General features: G+C 66.9%; 11 protein-coding genes and 1 pseudogene. 2 read left to right on the top strand and 10 right to left on the bottom strand.

Going from position 1 to position 18,967, the window contains the following annotated elements:
* Positions 1-53: 53 nt before the first annotated feature.
* The 5 genes and pseudogenes from M1B35_RS15355 to M1B35_RS15335 form a co-directional block, all read right to left on the bottom strand.
* A pseudogene (locus M1B35_RS15355) lies at positions 54-1,540 on the bottom strand (PepSY domain-containing protein).
* 49 nt (positions 1,541-1,589) lie between these two features.
* Positions 1,590-3,755, bottom strand: coding sequence for a TonB-dependent receptor (locus tag M1B35_RS15350; protein ID WP_268262413.1), 2,166 nt, complete (start codon positions 3,753-3,755; stop codon positions 1,590-1,592).
* A 118-nt stretch (positions 3,756-3,873) separates the two neighbouring features.
* Complete coding sequence (locus M1B35_RS15345) at positions 3,874-4,257, bottom strand: DUF2946 domain-containing protein (protein ID WP_268262412.1); 384 nt, start codon at positions 4,255-4,257, stop codon at positions 3,874-3,876.
* Between the two features lie 172 nt (positions 4,258-4,429).
* A complete protein-coding gene (locus M1B35_RS15340) occupies positions 4,430-5,335 on the bottom strand; it encodes a universal stress protein (RefSeq protein WP_123335151.1) in 906 nt (301 codons plus the stop codon).
* Between the two features lie 91 nt (positions 5,336-5,426).
* The gene (locus M1B35_RS15335; RefSeq protein WP_123335149.1) at positions 5,427-6,500 is read right to left on the bottom strand and encodes an NAD(P)-dependent alcohol dehydrogenase; all 1,074 of its coding nucleotides are present in this window, start codon (positions 6,498-6,500) and stop codon (positions 5,427-5,429) included.
* A 221-nt stretch (positions 6,501-6,721) separates the two neighbouring features.
* Between M1B35_RS15335 and M1B35_RS15330 the strand changes: the two genes are divergently transcribed.
* On the top strand, positions 6,722-7,858 hold the full coding sequence (locus M1B35_RS15330; RefSeq protein WP_268262411.1) for an HlyD family secretion protein: 1,137 nt from the start codon (positions 6,722-6,724) through the stop codon (positions 7,856-7,858).
* Positions 7,855-9,456 carry a DHA2 family efflux MFS transporter permease subunit gene (locus tag M1B35_RS15325; protein ID WP_268262410.1) on the top strand — a complete coding sequence of 534 codons (1,602 nt, stop codon included), beginning with the start codon at positions 7,855-7,857 and terminating at the stop codon, positions 9,454-9,456. Before M1B35_RS15330 ends, M1B35_RS15325 begins: the two co-directional genes overlap by 4 nt.
* Before the next feature lie 9 nt (positions 9,457-9,465).
* Here the strand turns inward: M1B35_RS15325 and M1B35_RS15320 are convergent, their stop codons facing one another.
* The 5 genes from M1B35_RS15320 to M1B35_RS15300 all read right to left on the bottom strand — a co-directional run.
* Positions 9,466-11,550 carry a hypothetical protein gene (locus M1B35_RS15320; protein WP_268262409.1) on the bottom strand — a complete coding sequence of 695 codons (2,085 nt, stop codon included), beginning with the start codon at positions 11,548-11,550 and terminating at the stop codon, positions 9,466-9,468.
* Positions 11,547-12,674, bottom strand: coding sequence for a VWA domain-containing protein (locus tag M1B35_RS15315; protein ID WP_268262408.1), 1,128 nt, complete (start codon positions 12,672-12,674; stop codon positions 11,547-11,549). Before M1B35_RS15315 ends, M1B35_RS15320 begins: the two co-directional genes overlap by 4 nt.
* Positions 12,671-15,127 (bottom strand): DUF5682 family protein, encoded by a 2,457-nt coding sequence (locus tag M1B35_RS15310; RefSeq protein WP_268262407.1) that lies wholly within the window; start codon positions 15,125-15,127, stop codon positions 12,671-12,673. Before M1B35_RS15310 ends, M1B35_RS15315 begins: the two co-directional genes overlap by 4 nt.
* Positions 15,111-16,211 (bottom strand): ATP-binding protein, encoded by a 1,101-nt coding sequence (locus tag M1B35_RS15305; RefSeq protein ID WP_123335136.1) that lies wholly within the window; start codon positions 16,209-16,211, stop codon positions 15,111-15,113. The genes M1B35_RS15310 and M1B35_RS15305 overlap by 17 nt, the downstream gene beginning before the upstream one ends.
* A gap of 21 nt (positions 16,212-16,232) precedes the next feature.
* Positions 16,233-18,967, bottom strand: a 2,735-nt coding sequence (locus tag M1B35_RS15300) for a DUF4132 domain-containing protein (RefSeq protein WP_268262406.1), incomplete at its 5' end; no start/stop codon positions are given.

Genomic DNA, 18,967 nt, shown 5'->3' with positions numbered 1-18,967 from the left:
CCTTGCACCACCGGGGCGCGCCTCGTCTCAACCCTGACCGCAATCTCGACCTCTCAGACGCGACGCCGCCCCCGCGTCTTTCGGCGCAGCCGACGCCAACCCAGCACCACGCCCGTGACGCTGATCAGCAAGCCACCCAGGCTCAAGACAATCATCCAAACGTCCCACAAGGGCCGCGCGGCCAGCAGTGGCCAGTAATCCCAACTGTGCAGCAGCGCGAACAGCCAGCGCGAGGCACGCCGTGGCTGATCCAGTTGAGCGACGATGGCGCCGGTGTACAGGTCCAGGTGCAGCCAAGTCTGCGCCGGGTCATCGAAGCGCACGCGCAAGGCCGGCAGGCGCTGTTCCAGGTGGCCGAGCATGCTGTGGGCTTCACGCCCGTAGTAATAGAAGTCGTAGGCCTGCAAGGTCTGCACCTGCAAGGGCGCCTGGGGGCGAATGGCCCACGCGGCGTCTTGCAGGGTGTGCGGGTCGAACTGGCGCTGCACCTGCCGATCGACCATGGACAGCACCCGGGTGCGCCCTGCCCCGTCATAACCGATCAGGTAACCCTGGCCACCGATCAGCCGCCACTCCAGCTCCCGGGCGTCGAGGCCGTCCTGGCGAAACAACATCAGGCCCTCGGCGGCGGATAGCGGAAACGCCGCCGCTTTCAAGTCGCCGCCCTGGTAGGCCGCCACCGACAACGGCCGGGCGCTGCTGAACAGTTGCCACGGATTCATCGACATCAGGCCGCTGAAAATCCAGGTCAAGGCCAGCACCCCGAACAACACCCCGCCCACATGGTGCCAACGCGCAGCGCCTTGGTACGGCGTGCGCGCACCGCTGCGATAAGGCCGCCGGAAACGCCAGCGCATCACCCCGAGCAGCAGGCCCAGGGCGGTCATCAACGTGGCCGCAAGGGACAGGTAGATCACCAGGTTGCTCCAGGCGCCGTCGATGCCAATCCCGCGCAGTGGGTACAACCAATGCAACCAGGCGCCCAGCCAATTCCACGCCCGTTCGCGGGCCGTGGCATCGCGCACCACCTCGCCGGTCTGCCCGGAGACATAGAGCCAACGCGCCTCGGCATCCGCCACCTGCACGCGCCATAACGGCCGGTCCACATCCAGTGCACGGGACAGGCTCCAGGCATCTTGCTCCACCCGGCCAAGGTTTTCGGCCGGCACCTCGGGGGCGAATTGCCGAGCGGCCGCCAGGGCTTGAGGCGCATCGGTGGCGGCCCGTCGCTGGCCACTGCGGGCATCGATCGCCACCTTGCGCGGGCCGGGGTAAACCAGGATGTAGGTCGGCGCGCGGCCACGCTGGTCAGGCGAATGCTCAGGGGCGCGGAGCCGCTGCCGGCCGCACTCAACACCTGCGCCAACTCGACGCAGCAGCCTGGCGCCGCCAGCACCGGCAGGTGCGCCAAGTGCTCCCGAGGCGTGAGCTTGGGGTAGCCGACGTACAGCATCACCACCCCAGAGATAAACCACAGCGCCATAAACAGGCCGGCCACAATGCCCAGCCAGCGGTGCCACAGGTACAGATAACGTTTCATCGTCCCCCCTTACAGGTGACCGGGGCGTTTAACGCCCCGGTGCCGCGGTTCAAAAGCGCGTTTGCAGCGCCAGTTCGAAGGTTCGTGGGGCTCCCAGGTAAAGCATGCTCGACGAGGTCCACTGGCCGTAGACCTGATCCGTCAGGTTGCGCACCCGGGCCGTGACTCGCGTATCGGCATCGACCTTGTAGCCGACAAAAGCGCCGAAGATCGTGTACGACGGCGCGTAACGGGTGTTGGCCGCGTCGGCATACATCGCCGACACATAGCGGCTGTCACCGCCGATCTGCCAGTTGGGGTCCAGGTCATAGGTCAGCCACAGGTTGGCCACGGTGTCGGGGATGTTGGTCGGGGTGTTGCCCTTGCGCGACAGGGTGCGGCCGCCGACGTTTTCATTGAACTCGTCGTAGCGCGCATCGACGTAGGCGAGGTTGCCTTCGAGCAACCATTGCGGGGCCAGGCGCAACGATGCCGCCAGTTCCACGCCCCGGGACGACTGCTGGCCCACCGGCTGGGTGAAGCCGGGGTTGGCCAGGTCCGCGGTGGCCAGGTTCTTGCGCTCAATGCGGTAGGCCGCCACGGTGGCCGAGCCGCGCCCGTCAAGGAAATCGAACTTGCTGCCGACCTCCAGTTGGGAACCGGTGCTCAGGTCAAAGTCGCGCACCTGGCCGTAAGTGGCGGTGCTGAGGATGCCGGCCGGCGGGTCGGCTGCAGTGCTGTATTGCACGTAGACGTTGGCCGTTGGCGTCAGGTCGTAGAGCAGCCCCAGGCGCCCGGTGGTGGGCCGGTAGACGCGCTTGAAGAACGCCGGGTTGGCATCGGTGACGGCGCGGTAGTTGGTCACCTGCAAGTCGATCTGGTCATGGCGCAGGCCGCTGAGCAGGGACAGGCGCTCGCTCAGTTGCAGGCGGTTTTCCAGGAACAGCGCCCAGGTGTCCACCTGGTTGCGGCGGTTCTTTTCAAAACCCCGGGTCATGCCCGGAATGTCCCAGAAACCGCCCGGCTCGAAGTGGCCCGGGTCCACGCTGTCGACTCGCGCCGGCAACGAACGCGGGTAGTTGCTGGAGACGTTGTGGCTGTAGTCCAGCCCCGCCGACCAGCGACTTTCCAGGCCGAACAGACGGCCCTCGTGCAAGAGTTCGAAGCGGTTGCCGTTGAGTTCCTGGTCGTGCCGTTGCAGCAACGCCCCGGAGCGATTCACGAGGCTGTTGTCGGCGGTGTAGGCGTAGCTTTCGAGGTTGCGAAAATCCCGCGCGGCATTGTAGTGGTACAGGGTGTTGCGCAGCGAGGTCGCGTCATCGAAGCGGTAGTCGACGATCGAGCGTAGCCAGCGCACCCGCTGCTCGTAACGGCCATCGGCAACGTTGTAGTTTTCAAAGCGCCGGCTTTTATCCACTTTCATCGCCCCGCCCAGAGGGTTGAGCACCGGGGTGCCCCAATAGGGGCTGTCGACGCTTTCGTTCTGGTATTCGAACGCCAGGGTGTGGGACAGCTGGTCGTTGATGTCGCTGAGCAGGGAAAACGCCAGGGTCCAGGCATCCCGTTGCTCGCGGTCGACGTAACCGTTGCTGGTGGTGTGGCTGACATCCAGGCGGGCGTAATGCAGCGGGCCATCGCCGCTGTTGAGGCCATGGTTGAAGCCCAGGGAGGTTTCGCTGTTGTCGTAGGAGCCGTACTTGATCCGCGCCTCATTGAACGAGGCGCCCCGCACCGGCAGTTTGGTCACGTAGTTGATCGAGCCGCCCACGGCGCCGGCACCGAACAGGAAGCTCGACGGCCCGCCCACGGCCTCCGCTCGGTCGTAGATCCAGCTGTCCACGGGGCGCGCAGCGATGGCGTCGTACTGCACGGTGATGCCGTTGAACAGCTGGGTGATCTGCGCCCCGGAGAAGCCCCGGTAGGACACCGAACCGGCCGACCCTGGTGGCGACGCGGCATTCAAGCCCGGCACGCCGCGCAGCATGTCCTGGGTGTTTTGCGCGCCACGCTGCTCGATCTGCTGGCGGTTGACGATACTCACCGAGGCGGGGGTTTCCCGGGGGCTCAGCCCCAGGCGCGAACCGGTGTGGGACGGCGTATCCAGCAACAGGCCTTGCGGTTCTTCAGTTTCGCCTTCGATCCGCACTTCCGGCAGATCCAGCGGCCCTTCGGCCAGAACGTTGAACGACAGGGCGCACAGCAGCGCCGCGCCGGGGGAGCGATACACAGACTTCATGACTGACACTCGAAAAATGACCAACACGGATCGCCAGGCCGAGCGCGCGACAGCGCACGCAGGCCGTAGGCAAGCGACGAACACAAGGGGCTGCCGCGAGGGCGGCCCAGGGGGAAGGTCAGAGGGCGGGAGGTGCCCGGGGGTTGGCGCCGGGCCAGCCATGGCGGGGTGGCGCTTTGCTGAGCTGTTCAGGCCAGAAGCGTCGCGATCGCCTGGCCAGCAGCAACCAGCCCAGGCAGAACATCAGGGCGATGCCCAGGCTCAGGGCCGAGCACAACGGGCAACTGAACGTGGCGGACCATTGGGCAGCCGCCTGGTCGCTGAAGTCGCCGTCCAGGGCCGGGCCCGAGTTGCCCATGGAGGAACAGAACTGGCCGCCAACGCCGTTGAGCTCCAGGCCGAGCATCTGCCCGTGCCCCAAACCGCAGGCGAACACATTGAACAGGACGCAGAAATACAGGGTCCAGGCGATCAATGGGCGATGGGGATGGGAGGCGTTCATGGCGGCGAATTAAACAGCGAATCGGCGAGCTTTTAAATAGCGCATGGCCACCTATCGGCCGCGGGCCGATCCGGCAGTCGCGCGGTTCGGACATTTATAGCGCGGCGGCACGGGTGGCGGTATCGGACAGGAACGAAAGCCCCGGCAGCCCAGCGGCCGACGGGGCCAGGCCTCAGGCCAGGGGTTTGACCGCCAGGATGCTGCCCGGCATGGAGTACAAGGCACGCTCGGTGGTGCTGCCGATCAGCCGGCCGAAGCCGGTGCGGTGCACCGTGCCCATGACCACCACGTCCACCAGGAAGTCATCGACAAAGCGGGTCAGCCCCGGCACCGGCGGGCCACTGATAAAATGCCGCAGCTCGACCGGCACCTGGTAGCGCTCGGCCAAGCGGATAAAGGCCTCCTGCAGGGAGTCCCGCAGTTCATCCAGGCAGTTGGCGCTCCAGGCCCCCGCCCCCACCGGGGTGACGCCTTCGAACACCGGCGTCAGGTCGTAGGCATACACCAGGTGCAGTTGCGCATCGCACTGCAGGGCCAAGGCGTTGGCAGTCTGGATGATCAGGTCGTTGTGCCCTTCGGCCTGGGTGCCCACGGCGGCCGCATCCACGGCGGCGACGATGCGCCGAGGCAGCGAGTGCGGGGCCTGATTAACCAAGTGCACCGGCACCGGGCAATCGCGCAACAGGTGGCAATCCAGGGGCGTGACAAACACCCGCTTGAGGGCCGACTCCAGGGCCACGTCCTTGATCAACAGGTCCGGGCTGAACTCGCTGACGTACTGCAACAGGTCCTTGAGCGGTTGGGCGCTCCACAGCACCTGGGTGGTGACGTCCACGCCCTGATCGCGCATCCACTGCGCCTCGACCAGCAGCCAGCGTTCATGGCGTTGCAGGTAGGCCTCGCGCTCGCTGTCCTCCAGGTGTTCTTCCCACAGGTAGCCGCGGGCTGGCGGCTCCACCAGCACCAGCACATGCACCGCCGCACCGCTGGCCTGGGCCAGGGCAGTGGCTCGGCGTGCGGCGGCGGACTGGTGTTGCACAGGGTCGAGGATCAATAGCAGACGCTGGTACTGGCTCATGGTGCACCTCCGGGGAACAGAAAGGCGTGCAGTGTCGAACCAGGGCGCGCAGGCCATCTTGATATGCATCAAGGCCGCCTGCGCCAACGCCTCACGGGGTGATCGCGACCTTCATCACACCGTCACGCTGGTGGGCGAACAGCTCGTAGGCGGCCTCGATGTCGTCCAGCTTGAAGCGGTGAGTGACCAAGGGCGAGAGGTCGACCTGAGCGCTGGCCACCACCGCCATCAAGCGGCGCATGCGTTCCTTGCCGCCAGGGCACAGGGTGCTGAGGATGCTCAGGTCAGCCAGGCCGGCGCCGTAGGCGTCCAGGGGAATGCGCAAGTCCGTGGAATACACCCCCAGGCTCGACAACTTGCCGCCGGGACGCAGCACCCGCAGCGCCGACTCGAAGGTGCCTTGGGTGCCCAGGGCCTCGATGGCCACGTCCACGCCCCGGCCATCGGTCAGCGCGAGGATCTGCTGCACCACATCACCGTCCTTGAAATCCACCACGTGGGTGGCGCCTAACTGGCGCGCCACGGTCATGCGCGCGGCCACGGTATCGACCCCGATGATGGTGGTGGCGCCCTTGAGCCGGGCCCCAGCCACCGCGCACAGGCCGATGGGCCCCAAGGCGAACACCGCGACGCTGTCGCCAATTTGCACATCCGCCCGTTCGGCCCCGGAGAACCCGGTGGACATGATGTCCGGGCACATCAGCACCTGCTCGTCGCTCAGGCCGTCGGGGATCGGGCAGAGGTTGGCCAGGGCATCCGGCACCCGCACGTATTCGGCCTGGCAGCCGTCGATGGTGTTGCCGAACTTCCAGCCGCCGGCCGCACGAAAACCGTGGCGCGTGTCCGGGCCGTCCTGGGCGCCGCAGCCGCACAGGCAGGCGTAGCTCTGGCCGCTGGGGGTGATGGCGCCGGCAATCACCCGCTGGCCCTCGACAAAACCGCGAACTTGGGACCCCAGGCGCTCGATGACCCCCACCGGTTCGTGGCCGATGGTCAGCCCCTTGGCCACCGGGTACTCGCCCCGCAGGATGTGCACGTCGGTGCCGCACAGGGTGGTGGTGGTGATGCGCACCAGGGCGTCCAGGGGACCGATCTCGGGGATGTCCTTGTCGTCCAGAACAATGCGGTTTTTTTCGACGAAGATCGCCGCTTTCATCTTGGCCATGGGCTGAAACTCCTTGAAGGGGGACGACCCGGTGATGTGACCGGGGCCGGGACACAGGCTGCGCGCCCGCGAAAGGACGGCCCTTGATCATGGTCAAGAAAAGCCCCCCTGCCGCGAGCTCCCGCCCACCAACTGACGACCGGCGCGGAAAAGAGACTTGCCACAAAATATTACAAGCATCATATTATGATCGTAATAACATCTTTCCTCGGGTACCCACCATGACCAGCCTCTCTTCTGCCGACCCCGCCACCGACCTTGCCGTCACCCCGGCCAACGCCCCCAAGCGCGGCAAACGCCTGCTGGTACTGGCCCTGGGCCTGGCCGCCCTGGTGGCATTGGCGCTGTACGTGGCCTATTGGTGGAGCCACGGACGCTATATCGAAACCACGGACGATGCCTACATCGGCGCCGAGGTGACGGTGATCGGGCCCAAGGTGCCCGGGTACATCGACCAGGTGCTGGTCAGCGACAACCAACAGGTCAAGGCCGGCGACCTGCTGATTCGCCTCGACGACCGGGATTACCGGGCACGCCTGGCCAAGGCCGAAGGTGCGGTAGCCGCCCAGGAGGCCTTGCTGGCCAACCTTGACGCCACCGAACAATGGCAGCACGCGGTGATCAGCCAGGCCCGCGCCGGCATCGATGCCACCGCCGCCGAGATGAGCCGCTCGCGGGACGACAACGCCCGCTACAAACGCCTGGTAGGCAGTTCGGCGGTGTCGGTGGAAAGCGCCCAGCGCGCCGACGCCACCTTCAAGACCGCCCAGGCCCTGAACACCCGTGCCCAGGCCGAATGGCTGGCCACCCAGCGGCAGATCGAGGTGATTGCCACACAAAAACGCCAGGCTCGCGCCGCACTGGCACAGGCCAAGGCCGAGCGCGACCTGGCCCAGTTGAACCTGCAAGACACCGAACTGCGGGCCCCGGTGGACGGGGTCATCGGCAATCGGCGGGCACGGGCCGGCGCCTATGCGGTGGCCGGCTCGCAATTGCTGTCCCTGGTCCCGGCCCGGGGCTTGTGGGTGGACGCCAACTTCAAGGAGGACCAGCTGCAACACATGACCCCGGGCCAGCGCGTGGTGGTGCGCGCCGACGTGCTGCCGGGGCGCGAGTTCCACGGCCGCCTGGACAGCCTGGCCCCGGCCACCGGCGCGCAATTCAGCGTTCTGCCCCCAGAGAATGCCACCGGCAACTTCACCAAGATCGTGCAACGGGTGCCGGTGCGGGTGATCCTCGACCCGGCGGACGGGGTGCTTGGCCAGTTGCGCCCCGGCCTCTCGGTGACCGCCGCCGTGGACACCCAGGCCGTGCCTGAGGCGCCGGCCGTGGCCCTGACCGAGTCCCGCGCGCCATGAGCCAGGCCAGCGCTACGCCGGCGACGACCGCCCTGCCCTTCAACGCAGCGAGCATGAGCACGGCGACCAAAGTCCTGGCCTTTGCCAGCATGTGCGTGGGCATGTTTATCGCCCTGCTGGACATCCAGATCGTCTCCGCCTCGCTGCGCGATATCGGCGGCGGCCTGTCCGCCGGCACCGATGAGACGGCCTGGGTGCAGACCAGCTACCTGATCGCCGAGATCATCGTGATTCCGCTGTCGGGCTGGCTGTCCCGGGTGTTCTCCACGCGCTGGCTGTTTTGCGCCTCAGCCGTGGGTTTTACCCTGGCCAGCCTGCTGTGCGGTGCGGCCTGGAACATCCAGAGCATGATTGCGTTCCGCGCCCTGCAAGGGTTTCTCGGCGGCTCGATGATCCCCCTGGTGTTCACCACCGCGTTCTTTTTCTTCAGCGGCAAACAGCGGGTCATCGCCGCCGCCACCATTGGCGCCGTGGCCTCCCTGGCGCCCACCCTGGGCCCGGTGATCGGCGGCTGGATCACTGATGTTTCATCCTGGCACTGGCTGTTCTACATCAACCTGGTGCCGGGCATATTCGTCGCCGTCGCGGTGCCGCTGCTGGTGAAGATCGACCAGCCGGAACTGAGCCTGCTCAAGGGCGCCGACTACCTGAGCATGGTATTTCTCGCGCTGTTTCTCGGCTGCCTGGAATACACCCTGGAGGAAGGCCCGCGCTGGAACTGGTTCAGCGACAGCACCATCCTCAGCACTGCGTGGATCTCCGGCCTGGCCGGGCTGGCCTTTATCGGCCGCACCCTGCACGTGGCCAACCCGATCGTCGACCTGCGGGCCCTGAAGGATCGCAACTTCGCCCTCGGCTGCTTCTTTTCCTTTGTCACCGGCATCGGCCTGTTCGCCACCATTTACCTGACCCCGCTGTTTCTCGGCCGGGTGCGCGGCTACGGCGCCCTGGACATCGGCCTGGCGGTGTTTTCCACGGGGGTATTCCAGGTCTTGGCGATCCCCCTTTACGCGTTCCTGGCCAACCGTGTGGACCTGCGCTGGATCATGATGGCTGGCCTGGGCCTATTCGCCGTGTCGATGTGGGACTTCAGCCCCATCACCCACGACTGGGGCGCCCGCGAGCTGATGCTGCCCCAGGCCCTGCGCGGCATCGCCCAGCAACTGGCGGTGCCACCGGCAGTGACCCTGACCCTGGGCGGGCTGGCCCCGGCACGGCTCAAGCACGCCTCGGGGCTGTTCAACCTGATGCGCAACCTGGGCGGGGCCATCGGCATTGCCGCCTGCGCCACCATCCTCAATGACCGCACCAACCTGCACTTCACCCGCCTGGCCGAACACTTGAACAGCCGCAACGAGGCCCTCAACCAGTGGCTGGACCAGGTCGGCGGCCACTTTGCCAGCCTGGGCCAGACCGGGGACGCTGGGCTGACCGCCAGCCTGCACCAGCTGTGGTTGCTGACCTACCGCGAGGCGCAGACGCAAACCTATGGCGACGCCTTCTTGATGATCATGCTGTGTTTTATCGTCGCCACCGCCCTGGTGCCGCTGATGCGCAAGGTCGCGCCACCCGCCGCGCCGTCGGCCGATGGTCATTGAAGGAAAGAATTAGCTCGCCGCAAGGTCGGCCCCTGACGCCTGCAAGTATTGATATTGCAGGCACAGGTAGTGGGCAATGATCAGCCGCGCAGGCACACCGGCGTCCTCAGGCCCGCGCTCGAAGGCGCTGTAGCCCGCCGCCCGCAGGCTCGCGCCCCGTTGTTGCAGGGCCTGGCCGATGCCCGGCGCCACGTTCGGGTCCACCCCGCGCTCGGCCTGTTGGCACAGCCACCCGGCCAACTCCGGCAGCAAGTGGCCCGGCGTTGGCTGTGGCTCGTCCTCGGTCTCATCCTGGTGTTCACTGTGCTGCTCGGCATCGGACTCATCCGTGACCGCCAAGGCCGTCACGGGCGCGGCCAAAGGCGCCGGGTCGAAATGCAGGGCATCGAGCAAAGTGCCGTCGGCAGCAGCACTGGGGCGGATCAGGCTCAGGGGCTCGGCGATCAGCGTGCCCGCCCGTTCAAACACCCGGGCGACCAAGCGAGTGCCCTCGACCCAGGGCTCACTGGCCAGTTGTTCGATGCGGCCGATGGCATGCCGGCTGTAGGCCGAATAGACCAACTCCACCCACAGGGTGGCGCCGCTGCGGTCCTGCAACGGCCAGACCTGGACTTGGCGCGCACGGTCAAACTGCACAACGCCCACCGCGGCCGGCTGCAACAGCGTCCAGTCATTCATCGGCCTGGCCGGTGTCAGCAGGCTGCGACGCTGGTTTGAACGGGCCTGGAGCAAGGCGTTCCAGTCCTGCGCCGCCGGCAACTGGCCGCACTGCGCCGATGACAGGGGTTCAAGCAACGTGGCCTGTACCGACTCGGCGACCGACAAACGCCCCTCGCCATTGACCTGCCCCCCCATCAACGACAACCGGCGCCCGCTGGCATGGGCCGGCGACAGCAAGCCATTCCAGGGCCCCGCGCTGCGGTAGCGCGTCAGCGGGTTGAAGCCCCGTTGCAACACCGGCCGGGCCTCGGTGCAGGATAAAAAGCCCTGCTGCGCGGGGCTCCAGAACACCAGGCTCAAGCCTTGATAACCGGACGCCGAACGCCAGGCACTGGCCCCCAGCCCCCAGAGCTCCAGGGCCGCCGATGGCGTGTACTGACTGCGGGCCTGCCCCAGCAAACGCGCCGGTTCCTCGCCACGCTGCGCCGCCGTCTCCAGGGCCTGGAGCAAGGCGTAACAACGGCTGAGTTCATCGAACAGGCGCTGGCCATCGGCGCCCGCCGCACGCTCCAACAGCAGTTGCACCTGGTCCGCCAAACGCCTTAGCGACAGGGCCAAGCGCGGGTAATCGGCGCCCTGGGCCCAGACCGCCAGGGTCACGTAGCGCTGCTGCATGGCCGAGGACAAATGGGCCAGGCCCACCGCCACCGACTCCTCCAGCAACTGCCGCGCGCTTGCGCGCAAACGGCGGCGCGCCGCGTCACGCAAAGCGGTGGTGGACTCCGCGTTGGCGGCGCCCACTGGCTCTGGCGCGATCAGTTCCAGGCCTTGCCAGCGGCGCAGCGCCAGCACCGCCGCAACCTGGTATTTCTCCAGGGCGCCACTGCGCTGGTCGGCCAACATCCCGCCCAGGGGCCCGCCCATGTAACGCAGGGTCAGCGGCGGCGTGCCCAGGGTCAGGGTCAGGTTCTGCTCGCCGGCCACCTGCAGCCCGTGGGGCTGATCCAGGTCCATGACGAACTGCCAGGCCCAGCGATAACCGGGCTTGCCCGCGTGTTTCAGCAGCTCGGCCTGGGGCAGAGCAAGCAGGGTTTGAATCAGCGCCTGGCGCTGATCCGGCGCGGGTTCGGCCGCCAACGTCTCGCCGGGTTCGGCCAAGATCTCGCGCAAGCCCAGGGCGGCGCTGAGTATGTGTTGGCACACGCCGCTGGCCGGGCAACTGCACTGGGCAAAGGCCGGGCCCCGTAGATCGAAGCGCAGCTGATAAACACCGCACTCCAGCAGCAGCTGCTCGGCGCCCTCTTCCAGCAACCGTGGCGGGCTGCTTTCCAGGTCCTTGTAGGCACGGCGCAGCAGGCCGCGATTGGCCAGGGCGACAAAGGCTTCGTCGTCAAAGCTCAGGAGTTGCGCCAGCAGCGCCGGGCGAAGGCTCATGAAATCACCTTGAGCAACCAGTGGGCCAAGCGCCGGGGGCTCAGGGCGGCGACCTGCATGCCGCAGGCCGCAAGGCGGGTGGCCATCTGGCGGTCGTAATCGGGGTTGGCTTGATCGTCCAGGGCCGCCAGCCCCAGCAGGGTGACCCGGGCTTCGGCCAGTTGCTTGACGGTGCGCAGCAACTCGTTGGGCGAGGCCCCTTCATAGAAGTCACTGACCAGCACCAGCACCGTGCGCTGGGGGTTTTCCAGCAACTGGCTGCAATAGCGCAGGGCCTTGCCGATGTCAGTGCCGCCGCCCAGTTGCACGCGCATCAGGGTTTCCACCGGGTCATCGACGTACTGGCTGAGGTCCACCACCTGGGTGTCGAACACCACGATCTTGACCCGCAGTGCCGGCAGCCCGGCGAGGATGCCAGCCATCACGGCACTGTGGATCACCGAGTCGGCCATGCTCGCGCTCTGGTCCACGCAGAGGATGATGTCCCAGGGCAAACGCCGGCTGTTGCGCTGGAAAAAGTACAGTTTCTCCACCACCAGCCGCTGACGCTCGACGTCGTAATGCTTGAGGTTGCGCCGCACGGTGCCCAGGGCATCGAAGTTGCGGGCAACCGCCATGGGCGAATGGCGCTGACGGTTGAGGCGCCCGGACAGCACCTGACGCACCTGCGGCTCCAGTTGCTGGCGAATTTCTTCCACCACTTGGCGAATGATCCGTCGCACCAACTGCAGCAAATCGCCCTGCAAGTGCCCGCGCAAGGCAAGCAAGGTGCGCAGCAGCTGCTGGTTGGGTTCCAGGCGCTCCAGGGCCTGGGGGTCGGTGACCAGTTCGGTCAGGCCGTAACGGTCCAGGGCGTGCTGCTCAATCACCTCCACGGTGTCCACGGGGAACAGCTCGCGTACCTCGCCAAGCCAGGTCACCAGGGTCAATTGTGTGGGGTCGAGGGAACCAGCTCGGGTCTCTTCACGCAGGCCCCGGCCCTGGTATTCGCGGCCGTAAAGGTATTCCAGGGCCACGTCCATGCGCGCCGCCCGGCCTTCCAGGCCCGCCCCGCCGGCCGCATCGCGCAGGGGTTTGTCGGCGTATTGGCCCAGCACCAGGCGCCAGCGTTCCAGGGGTGTCATGGCGTCACCCAGGCGTCGAGACCGTCTGCCTGCAGCACCAGGGCCAGGCTTTGCGACAGGCGCAGGTTGGCCTGGACCTGCTCGGCCTGCAGCGCCCCGTGGCGCAGCCGCCCCAGGTCCTCGGCACCGTGCAGGCTCGCGACCTGTCGGGCGATACGGTCGGTTTCACGGGGGGTCATTTCGGCAAAGGCCAGGCGCAGTTCCGGCAGGCAGGCGACAAACTGCGCCTCGCCCCACTGATTGAGCAAGCGGTCCAGCACCTCCAGCAGGCTGGGAATCTGCCAGGCGCTTTCGCGGGCGGTGGACAACAGCCCGCGCAGGTAGGCCACCGCCTCCTTGGGTTGCCGCTGGCCGTGCAGGTGCCCGGCCAACTCACTGGCCAACCGGGTTTCGTCCAGGTGCCCGGCCAGGTACAGCAAGCCGGCACAGGCCCCGCGCAGCAACCGGTTGGGCTGCTGGTGCAACTGGCTGACCATGGCCCAGTACAACTGCGCATCCAGTTCCGCCCCGGTGGTCCCGGCCAGCAGCTCGCGCAATTGCACCAGGCAGCCGATATGGCCCAAGGCATCCGCCTCGCCCACGCCCAGGGCGCCCAGGTACGTGGCGCGCTGATAGGCGCTGCGCAGCAAATCCGCCAAGCCCGGCAGATGCGCCGCCTGCAGCGGCTCGCGGGACTCCAGCAGCAACGCGAGGCTGGTGCTGGCCGCCACCAGCGAGGCAAACACCGGGTCCGCGCCGATGGCCTGGCCCAGGCGCTGCAAGGGGACCGCCACCTGCTCATGCAGCCCCAGCACACAGGCCTGCACCAGCAAGGCCGCAGCGCCTCGGGCGTCGGCCACGTCCGCCGCAGCCTGCTGCTCCAAGCGCATGGCAAAACGAGTGGCCACTGCTTGCGGCAGGTTCACGCCGTAGATCGACGCCTCCACCAATGCACCTTCGGTGCCGGCTGACCAGGCGTACTGCCAGTGTTCCTGAAGCAGGTGCAGCCCCTGGCCGCTGACAAAGTCCGGGCCGCCGGTACGCCAGGCGAACGGAATGCCCAGCAACTGCAGGCCATGCAGCAACTGGCTGGTGCGCCGATGATCGGCGCGCCGGTACAGGTCCAGCACCACCCGCCGCGGCTGCGAATCGTGGAGTTTCAAACGCTGGCGACGTGCGCGGTACTCCACATCCTTGACCAGGAGCGGCGTGCCGGCCCCGGGCGGCACCCGGCCCAACGCCTGGCCGGTGAAGCAGGCCGTGGCCGCCTGGCGTACCCAGGCCCCGTCGGCGTCGGCATCGCCCTGGATAAAGCAACTGAGGATGGCGTCCTCGACGTCCACCCGGATCGGCGCATCGCGGTCACGCAAGGTGGCCAGGCGTAACATCTGTTCATAGGCCGCCGTGAGGGTCGGCAGCGGCAGCGCCAAGCCCTTCTCCCGGAGTTTTTCCACAACCTCGAACAACAGTTCCAGGGCCGCCTCTTGCCGTGGCCTGGCCGGCGCCTGGGCGCTGCGCGATGAGTGCTTGAGCTGGGCCTGCCACAGCCGCTGGTGCCAGGCCGGCGCGGTCATGCCTGCGGCATAACCATTGAGGCGCTCCAGGCGGTCGAAGCTGTAGCGGATCAACGCACTGGCTTCATCGGTCAGCCCTTCGCGGCGGATGTACGGGCGCTCGACAGCGGCAGCCAGCAAGCCCGGCATCGCCACTGCGTGCAAGCCACCCACCACGGCCAGCACCGGCCCGTCCCCCGGGCGTCGGGCGGCCAGGGCCTGCTGGATATGCCAGGCCATCTCCGCTTCCCGGGCCAGGGTGCCGTCGGCGTGCAGCTCGTCGGGGCGGCAATCCAGGCGCGCCAGTTGGCAGTAAGCCGCGACCCGGGTCAGGTGTTCGGGCCAGTCGCCACGGGTGGCCGGTACTTCGAACAGGTGTTCCCAGAGTTCTTCATGGTCGCGACAGCCCAGTTGGCTGGCCAGACGCTGCAAGTGTTCGCTGCGGCGGTAATGGCCTTCGTCGAGCAGCGAGTCCTGGCCGGGCTCGGCCTCGGCCGGCGTCGCCTCCAGGGCACATTGTTCGGCGAAATCGAGGTCGATAAAGCGCGCCGGAATGCCTTGTGCGGCGGCAGCGCGCAGCGCCACCAACTCCGGCGAATAATCACAGAACGGGTAATAGGCCGCCCGCCGCGAATCGGCCGTTGCGCCGCCCACGGCGTAGGTGTAGATCGCCAGGGGCATCTGCGCCTCGGGGTGCACCAGCAACGGCAGCAACGGGCTGAAGGATTGCGGCCCTTCCACCAGCACCACGCTCGGCGGGTGGCTGGCGAACAACTGCTGCAATTGCCAGGCACAGCCGGGGCTGTGGTGGCGCACGGCGAACACAATCAGCTCATCACTGACCAGGCTCTGGCCCAGGGCGCGCAGGCTGGCACTGTCTAGCTCGGTGCCGGCCAGAGCCGTGTCAGCGATCCAGCTCACGCCGCGCCTCAAGCACCCGCTGCCATTGCGGCTGACGCTGGGCACGCTGGCGCACCACCACGTCGAAGTAGTGGCGCAGCTTGCCGCCGTCTTCGGGGTTGTCCTTGAGCACGGTGCCGATCAATTGCCGGGCAATATGCTCGCCGCCGACTACGCCGTTGCCAAAGTAATGGGCATCCAGGCTCGCGGCATACCCCACCGCCACCGCCTCGGCGGCCGACATCACTGCCGTCGGTTTCTCCAGCACCGTGCCTTCGGCGGTGGCGCCGTGGCGCAGGTCGTTGAAGGCGGTCACCAACAGTTCAAGTACGTCGGGGCTGAAGTCGACCTTGACTTGGGCCTGCTGCAACAGGGCTTCGGTCTGCTCGCGCACCAGTTGGCTTTCCAGGCGCCGGTCGCTGATGGGGCGCACCGTTTCGAAGTTGAAGCGGCGCTTGAGGGCGCTGGACATCTCATGCACCCCTCGGTCTCGCAGGTTGGCGGTGGCCAGGACATTGAACCCCGGGGCGGCAAACACCGTGGCCTCTTCGCCCTTGAGTTCCGGCACGTGCAGCACCTTGTCCGAGAGCAGGCTAATCAGGCTGTCCTGGATCTCGGGCTGCATGCGGGTGATTTCCTCGATCCGACACAGGCTGCCACTGCCCATGGCCTCGTACATCGGGCCACGCACCAGGGCTCGCGGGGTCGGGCCTTCGGCCAGCAGCAAGGCGTAGTTCCAGGAGTAGCGAATCTGTTCTTCAGTGGTCCCGGCGGTGCCCTGCACGGTGCACAAGGACTGCCCGCAAATGGCCGCCGCCAGCAGCTCGGAGAGCATCGACTTGGCGGTGCCCGGCTCGCCCACCAGCATCAGCCCGCGGTTGCTCATCAGGGTCACAATGCAGCGGTCGATCAGCGCGTCGTCGCCGTAGAACTTACGCCGCACCTGCAGCGCCCCGTCACCGAGGATGAAGCTGCGCACCGCCCGGGGTGACAGGCGCCAACCCTGGGGGCGTGGCCCGCGGTCGTGCTGTTGCAGGCGCGCCAGCTCGGCAGCGTGGGCCTGCTCGGCCGGGGCCTTGAGCAGGGAGGCGGACGCTGGGGTCATGGGCGCGATTCCTCTACGGCATCAATATCCACTTTTCTTTTCCCAGTCGGGGTCGAAACCTGTGCCCTGGGCGGCGATCAAGCGCAGGTCGTTGTAGCACTCGGACAGCAGGATGGTCGGTACCTCGGCCAGCGGCAGGCTGTAACCCTCGCTGTAGAAGGTCAGGTCCACCAGGGCCACGGTGCGATTGCTCTCGGGCAGCGGGTTGCCAGTAAAGCGGATGTCGGCCGACAGCCCGAGGCTGACAAAGAACTTTTCATAGGTGTAGAACCAGCCGGCATCCTCGGTCGCGCCCCGGGTGTAACCGAGCTTCAGGGCGCGGCTGCGCAGGGCGAAGGTTTCCAGCAGATGGCCCTTGAAGTCCTCGATGGAATGGGCGTCGCCCTGGCCTTCGGGCAATTGATAGACGCCCTTGCCCAACTGCTGGAACAGCGGCGCCACTTCATAGTCCACCAGGTGCTGCTGCCACTGGGCCAGAGCCTCGGCGCTCAACAGCGAATCGTGGGCCAGGCGCACCCGGGCCTCGTCGGCTAGGGTCAGCGGGTTGTCCTCGACATCGGTCAGGCTGCCATCGTCCAGCGGGCGGAAGCTGGCCAGCACCTGCTCATCCTCGACCTGCACCCAGACCAGGCGCTGCAACAACCGGCGCATGATCGGGTGCTGGTTGAGGTACCGCTGCCAGTCGGCATAAGGCCATTCGCGCCCCGTGCACAGGGCTTCGTAAAGGCGCTCGGTCTGCTGCTTGACGAGGCTGGTCAGGGACTTCTTGGCGTTGGCGAATTGCTTCTTCGCTTCCTTGGCTTCGTCGACATCGTCGTCCTGACGCGGGTCGGGCAAGGCGGCAATTTTTTTGCCATCGGGGTTGTACAACTCGATCTTGAAGTCGGCCAGCAAACGGGCGCTGAACACTCGCTCGCCGTAACTCAGCTCCAGCAGCCCGTTCTCGTCGAAACCGGCCGACGGCAAGGTGCGGTCAGCCAGTTCCGCCAGGGTCCAGTTTTTGCGTTCAGCCAAGGCCCGGGCCTGCAGGATGGCTTCTTCCTGAAAGCCTGCGGTGCGAAAGCGACTGGCAATGGACAGCAATAGCTGGGTCGAGGACGGGTGCTCGACCCAGGCCAGCATGGCGATCAGCGCCTTGCCCTGGGAGGCACGAGTGCCATAGAACTCCTTGAGGTAGCGCCCGGCCGGGGCTGCCGCCTCTGCACCGGCACAGGTTGCGACCACGGCCAGCAAGCCTTTGCTGGCGGCCGCCGAGCCTTGCGGCTGGCGCATGAAGCGCGGCAGGAAACTCGCGGTCAGCGCCTCCAGGCTCTTACCCAGGTGCGGGCTGTCTTTGTAGTCGTCGGGGTAGCGCTGGATGAAAAACAAGGTGTTCGAAGCATGGCGTTCGGCCAACTGCTGGGCTTCTTCCAGGGGGATCGGCCGGGTGTCTTCAGCAAGCCAGGCGTCCAGTACAAACTGGCCGAAACGCTCGCGACTCCGTGGTTCAAACATCCCGCAGAAACGCCGCAACAAGGCCCCCGGCTGCGCCGATTTGAGCTTCACCGCCTGGGCCAGCAGGCCCTGGGCCGCCAGGGCCGGAACCGGCTCCTGGGTATCGGCCCAACGCAGCTCGGGCAAGGCGTCCCAAGGGAACCAGGCCAGGTCCTTGGGCGCGCCCTTGGCCATGGCCTTGCTGGCGTCCGTAACCCATTGCTGGCGGTCCAGGTACTGCTCCACTGGCTGGCCGAGCTGTTCCAGGGCTTCGATCATGGCGGTGCGCACGCCATCGTTCTTGTCCTTCTTCAGCGCCTGCTCCAGGGCTGGGATGGCCGGTTTGTGGCCCAGGTTGCCGAGCCATTTGGTGGCCAACAGCTTGACCTCGGACTTGCCCGAGCCCAGGGCGGCAATCAGGTGCGCCTCTTTGCCCGGCAGCCGCTCCAGGGCACGCTGGGCCTGGACCCGCTCTCCCTGGTTGGAGCCCAGGGCGATCTCGAACAGGCGGCTGACCAACTGCGGCGGGGGCGGCGTCATCTTGACGATGCCGCGGTACAGCGAGTCGGTGGAATACACCTCAAGGTCAATCAGCGCCTGCTCCAGCCAAGCCACGTGCAAGGCAAAATACGGCGCCACGGCCTCGGCGTCCCACGCCTGGGCCAGGGCACCGTTAAAGCACTCAAGCAACAGGACGTCACCGCTGCGGCCACTGTCTTCGAGCCTCTGGGCCAGGGCCATCAGGCTCAGAGACGGGTCCTGCTCATGCACCCGGTCAAAGGTCGAGCAGGCGATGTTCTTCAGGCGACCTTCGTCGTTGCTCAGGAAGTGGCAGAAATCCAGGACCTTGAACGCCATCGCTGCGCTCAAGTCGTCACTGTCAGCGAACGCCTCCAGCGCCGAACGGGAGAAATACTCGCTCGGGTCCGGTAGTGAACGCCCGGCTGGCGGCACCGCCTGCGACGAGGCGAGGAACGCCTTGAGCTGGCTCAGCGCCTCGGCGCTGTAAACGGGCCACAGGTCCAGCTCGTCAGCGGATTTACCCTGCGCCGACGTCGCGTTGGACTCAATCTTGTGCTGGTTGTATTGCTCAATCGGTTCATTGAGATCCGCCCACAGTTGGTCGAGCACCTCGACCCGTTCCGGCGTCATGGGCACCGCCCAGTCAATCACCGCACCGCTGTACTGGACCGGCCCCTGCTCGGCCGCAGGCTCGGCGGCCCACTCAGCCAGCAGCCCGCGCACCGAGGCCGCGCGGTCGGCCTCGGCCAGGGCGCGGGCCT

It is taken from the genome of Pseudomonas morbosilactucae, from assembly GCF_023241665.1.
GTDB lineage: Bacteria > Pseudomonadota > Gammaproteobacteria > Pseudomonadales > Pseudomonadaceae > Aquipseudomonas > Aquipseudomonas morbosilactucae.
The sequence above is the reverse complement of the archived record's forward strand: the minus strand, read 5'-3'. Positions and strand labels throughout refer to the sequence as shown.

Coding starts and splice junctions, on each gene's coding strand:
- M1B35_RS15325 (WP_268262410.1), top strand. CDS start 7,855: ATGAGCCAGGCCAGCGCTACGCCGGCGACGACCGCCCTGCCCTTCAAC.
- M1B35_RS15340 (WP_123335151.1), bottom strand. CDS start 5,335: ATGAGCCAGTACCAGCGTCTGCTATTGATCCTCGACCCTGTGCAACAC.
- M1B35_RS15335 (WP_123335149.1), bottom strand. CDS start 6,500: ATGGCCAAGATGAAAGCGGCGATCTTCGTCGAAAAAAACCGCATTGTT.
- M1B35_RS15320 (WP_268262409.1), bottom strand. CDS start 11,550: ATGAGCCTTCGCCCGGCGCTGCTGGCGCAACTCCTGAGCTTTGACGAC.
- M1B35_RS15330 (WP_268262411.1), top strand. CDS start 6,722: ATGACCAGCCTCTCTTCTGCCGACCCCGCCACCGACCTTGCCGTCACC.
- M1B35_RS15350 (WP_268262413.1), bottom strand. CDS start 3,755: ATGAAGTCTGTGTATCGCTCCCCCGGCGCGGCGCTGCTGTGCGCCCTG.
- M1B35_RS15305 (WP_123335136.1), bottom strand. CDS start 16,211: ATGACCCCAGCGTCCGCCTCCCTGCTCAAGGCCCCGGCCGAGCAGGCC.
- M1B35_RS15315 (WP_268262408.1), bottom strand. CDS start 12,674: ATGACACCCCTGGAACGCTGGCGCCTGGTGCTGGGCCAATACGCCGAC.
- M1B35_RS15345 (WP_268262412.1), bottom strand. CDS start 4,257: ATGAACGCCTCCCATCCCCATCGCCCATTGATCGCCTGGACCCTGTAT.